This window comes from Micromonospora sp. KC207 (assembly GCF_004348615.1).
Lineage (GTDB): Bacteria > Actinomycetota > Actinomycetes > Mycobacteriales > Micromonosporaceae > Micromonospora.
Genome location: NZ_SMKJ01000433.1, coordinates 1 through 3,984, shown reverse-complemented (window position 1 = coordinate 3,984; position 3,984 = coordinate 1). Strand labels below are relative to the sequence as shown.

At 73.7% G+C, this 3,984-nt stretch carries 4 protein-coding genes; 1 reads left to right on the top strand and 3 read right to left on the bottom strand.

Features of this window, described 5'->3' with window-relative positions; genetic code table 11:
- The 3 genes from E1258_RS30730 to E1258_RS30720 all read right to left on the bottom strand — a co-directional run.
- Window positions 1-875, bottom strand: an 875-nt coding sequence (locus E1258_RS30730; RefSeq protein ID WP_132407266.1) for a Nif3-like dinuclear metal center hexameric protein, incomplete at its 3' end; no start/stop codon positions are given.
- 171 nt (window positions 876-1,046) lie between these two features.
- Entirely contained in the window at window positions 1,047-1,649 is a 603-nt protein-coding gene (locus tag E1258_RS30725; RefSeq protein ID WP_132407264.1) for a flavoprotein, read from the bottom strand.
- Window positions 1,646-2,875, bottom strand: a complete 1,230-nt coding sequence (locus tag E1258_RS30720; protein WP_132407262.1) for a helix-turn-helix domain-containing protein — start codon at window positions 2,873-2,875, stop codon at window positions 1,646-1,648. The genes E1258_RS30725 and E1258_RS30720 overlap by 4 nt, the downstream gene beginning before the upstream one ends.
- Before the next feature lie 244 nt (window positions 2,876-3,119).
- Between E1258_RS30720 and E1258_RS30715 the strand changes: the two genes are divergently transcribed.
- Entirely contained in the window at window positions 3,120-3,791 is a 672-nt protein-coding gene (locus E1258_RS30715; protein ID WP_132407260.1) for a bifunctional DNA primase/polymerase, read from the top strand.
- Window positions 3,792-3,984: the final 193 nt, after the last annotated feature.

Sequence of the window (3,984 nt, the reverse complement as noted above, 5' to 3'; positions counted from 1 at the left end):
GTGCGGGTGGCTGCCGGGCCGGCAGCCGTGGGGGCGGTGGCGTGCACCGTCCACGGGTCGGTGTCCAGATCGGACACGGTGGTCTCGACGCCCAGCTCGGCCCGCAGGACGGCGGCCAGGTCGTCGAGCCAGGGCCGCTCGGTCGCCCAGTGGGCGGCGTCCAGCAGGGCGGGCCCGCCGGCGGCGAGGTGTTCGCCGGCGGGATGGTGGCGCAGGTCGGCGGTGAGGTACGCGTCGACGCCGGCTGCGGTCGCCGCGCGGAGGAAGGCGTCCCCCGAGCCGCCACTGACCGCGAGGGTACGAACCATACGCCCGGGATCGCCGGCTGCGCGAACGCCCCAGGCGGTGGCGGGGAGCACGGCGGCGGCGTGCCGGGTCAGCTCGGCGAGGGTCATCGGCCGGGGCAACTCGCCGATCCGACCGATCCCCCGCCCGGCGCCGGCCGCCGGCGACCCGGGAGCCGGGGGGTGCAGCGGGCGCAGCCCGGTCAGCCCGAAGCGGGCCGCGAGGGCGTCGGAGACGCCGGGGGCGGCCACGTCGGCGTTGGTGTGCGCGACGTACAGCGCCACGTCGGCCTTGATCAGGTCGTGGACGATACGCCCCTTGTACGTCGTCGGTGCGACCGAGGAGACCCCGCGCAACAGCAGCGGGTGGTGGGCCACGATCATGTCGGCACCGGCGGCGAGCGCCTCGGCGACCGTCTCGGGGACCACGTCGACCACGCAGGCCACCCGGCGCACTCCGGCGGTGGGCTCGCCGAGTACCAGCCCGACGCGGTCCCAGTCCTCGGCCCAGGCCGTCGGATAGCGCTGCGCAAGCCCCGCCACCACGTCGGCCACGGTCGTCGTCGGCGGCGGGTTCGCGGTTGTGCTCACGGGGGGCCAGCTTACCGGCGCTGGCCGTCCGCCACGGCGTCGGCGGTGGTAAGGGGCCCCCGGGCTGACGGAATCCGCTGACAAGGGGCCCCTGCTTCTCGGCTCTCTCGACTCAAGCTTTCCCGGCTCGGGCTTTCCCGGCTCCGGGCTGACCGGCTCGGGCTGTTCGGCTCAGGCGGCGGGGGTGGCCGCGCAACGCAGGCCGCTCAGGGCCGCCAGGACGGCGGCCCAGGGGAACGCGTGCAGATGGTGCTCGCCGGAGCCGGGCGGGTGCAGCGGGACGACGTGGTCGCCGAAGAGCACGTCCACCCCCCACTCGGCCAGCCGGGCCAGGCTGGCCCGGAAGGCCGGATGCCTGGCCATCGCTTCGTTGGTGAACGGCACCGCCGCGATCGGCACCCCCTTGCCCTGTCCCTCGACCAGCAGGCCGAGGGCGAGGGTGTCGGTGATCCCGGCCGCCCATTTGTTGACCGTGTTGGACGTTGCCGGGCAGACCACCATCGCGTCGGCCGGGGGCAGCACGTCCGGGTCGCCTGGATTCTTGTAGCGGCTGCGGACCGGATGACCGGTCTGGCGGGCCAGCGCCGGCCGGTCGACGAACTTCTCGCCGTCCGGCGTGGTGACCACGCACACGTCCCAGCCGTCCTGCTGAGCCAGTTCCACGAGCCGGCCGACGTGGCCGGCCAGCGGCGACCCGCAGGCGATGACGTAGAGCACCTCGCGGCGCTCGCTGCCGCGGTGCGGATCGGTCGTCCCGACCCCCACCGCGCTCATACTCCCACTCCCATCTGCTCAGCCAACTCCGCGATCAGCGAAGGCGGCGCACCCCGTGTGCGACGCAGGACGTCCGACATCACCTCGTGGGCGATCGGCCGGCAGCGGATCTCCGAGGGGGCGAGCCGGTCGCCGCGTAGCAGCATCTCCCCGGCGCTGGCCACGTCGCCGATCTGGGCGAGGCCCCGGGCCAGGTCGAGCAGGTGGTGGGCCCGACGCTCGGGCAGCAGGGCGTTGAACGCGGGCTCCGTGATGCGCTGGTGGTGGATCTCCACTGCCCGCCCCCCGTCGCCCAGTTCCACCGCGGCGGCGGCCCGGTGCAGCTCCACGTTCGTCGGGCCGAACGAGGTCCAGTAGTGGTTCTGGTCGCTGCCGAGCTGCAGGGCCGCCTCGTAAGCGCCGTTGATCAGGTCGTCGACGGTGGCGGAGTCGCCGAGCCGGGCGGCGGCCATCGCGCCCTGGAGCAGCAGCATGCCGTAGACGGAAAGTCGTTGCGGGTCGTCGTCGTTGCTCCCGCCGAGGGCCAGCCGGTTGGCGATGGTGAGGTTGAGCTCCAGCGCGGGCCGGGGCCGGCCCATCGCGGCCATCGCGTTGCACACCCGGGTGGTGGCGATGCCGGCCAGTAGCTGGTCGTCGGCCCGCTGGGCGACGGCCATCGACCGGTCCGCGGCCAGCCAGGCCAGGTCGCACTCGCCGAGCTTGCGCAGCACCGAGGAGGCGATCTGGTACACCTGGCCGAGCAGGTTGGCCGCTTCCAGGGCATGGTCGCCGTCGTGGCCGGCGTCGGCGGCCTGGGCGTCGCGCAGCAGCTTGGGTAGCGCCCGGGTCAGCATCCCGTAACGGCCGTACTGGTAGGTGAGCCAGGCGTGGTTGACCGCCTTGCGCATGTCCGCCAGCGGCGGCGGGTACGGGGCCGCGTCGAAGTAGGCGCTCATCGAGTCGTACCGCTCCAGGGCGGCCCGGATCTCCTGGACCTCGACCTGGTCGATGCAGTTGAGCGCGTCGGTGCGCCGCTCCGGGTCCTTGCCGAGCAGCAGTTGCACGTCGACCTGGAGGATGTAGGCGATCTCGTAGAGGACCGAGAACTTGTCCAGCCTGCGCACCCCGCGCTCGACCTTGTCCACCCAGCTCTTGGACTTGCCGAGCCGGTCGGCGAAGACCTGTTGGGACAGTTTGCGCCGCCCACGCCAGTAGGCCACCCGCCGACCAATGGGCAATTCGTCCATATTTCCGTCCCCCCTGCCGGTATCCAATCGGCCACCGGCGGCAGCCCGCAGGCGGCGTGAATCCCCTCGCCCTCAGGTTTTCGCTGGTCGCACAGCCAGTACGTCGGCCGCACGGGTGGTCCTCGTAGCTTTCGTGCAAGTTGCACCAGCCGTTTCGTCAGTCAACGACGACGGTCTACGGCAGTGACGGCGCTCGACAGAGGACCTGGCACCTAGCGGTGGCGGGCGGAGGGAGTACGGACGAATGTGGGGGAACGTCGGCCCTCGGGTCGCACAGCTGTCGCCGCTGGAACGGGTCCGGCTGCGCCGGGTCGCCGTCCGTTACGCCGCGCACGGCTGGGAGGTGACCCCCGGCGCGTGCCTGGCACGTAGTCGTTTCGTGTGCGGCCGGGCCGGTTGCCCCACCATCGGCTGCCACCCCGCCCTCCAGGAGTGGGAGCGGGCCGCGACCACCGACCCGGCCCGGGTGGCGACCTGGTGGCGCAGCCGGCCGCACGGCGTGCTGCTGCCCACCGGGCGGGCGTTCGACGTCCTCGAGGTGCCGGCCCACCTCGGACGGCACGTGCTCGACTCGGTCGGGACGCACCCGGCCGGCGCCGGGGTCCGGGGGCCGGTGGTGGTGACCCCGACCGGGCGCTGGATGTTCCTGGTTCGCCCGGGCGACCCGCTCCGCCCCGAGCTGGAGCACTGCTTCCACGTGGTCCGGCACGGCGTCGGCTCGTGGATAGCCGCACCGCCGACCCGGCTGCCGGAGGGCGCGGTCCGCTGGGCGGTCGCCCCGGAACAGGCACGCTGGCAGCTTCCGGACTCCTACCTGGTGCAGAACGTGCTGGTCGACGCCCTACGGGCCACCGGCGTCTCGGTCCCGGCCGAGCTGCTTCCCGGCCACCTGCCGCTGCCCAGGCGCGGCTGGTGAGCGCCGCTGTCGGGCAGCGGACGCCGGTTGGGCAGCGTCCCGGCCGCTGCGGGCTTCGTTGACCTGGGCGAGGGCGCGACACCGCGCCGATCGGGGGTCTGATGTCCAGGGATGACGCGGCGCGCCGACCCGACGGGGCGGAACCGCCGCCGCACCACCGCTGGCCGCTGCGCTGGCCACCCACCCGTCCACC

Excerpts from the sequence above, each read along its gene's own strand:
- E1258_RS30725 (WP_132407264.1), bottom strand. The coding sequence starts at position 1,649 with ATGAGCGCGGTGGGGGTCGGGACGACCGATCCGCACCGCGGCAGCGAG.
- E1258_RS30720 (WP_132407262.1), bottom strand. The coding sequence starts at position 2,875 with ATGGACGAATTGCCCATTGGTCGGCGGGTGGCCTACTGGCGTGGGCGG.
- E1258_RS30715 (WP_132407260.1), top strand. The coding sequence starts at position 3,120 with ATGTGGGGGAACGTCGGCCCTCGGGTCGCACAGCTGTCGCCGCTGGAA.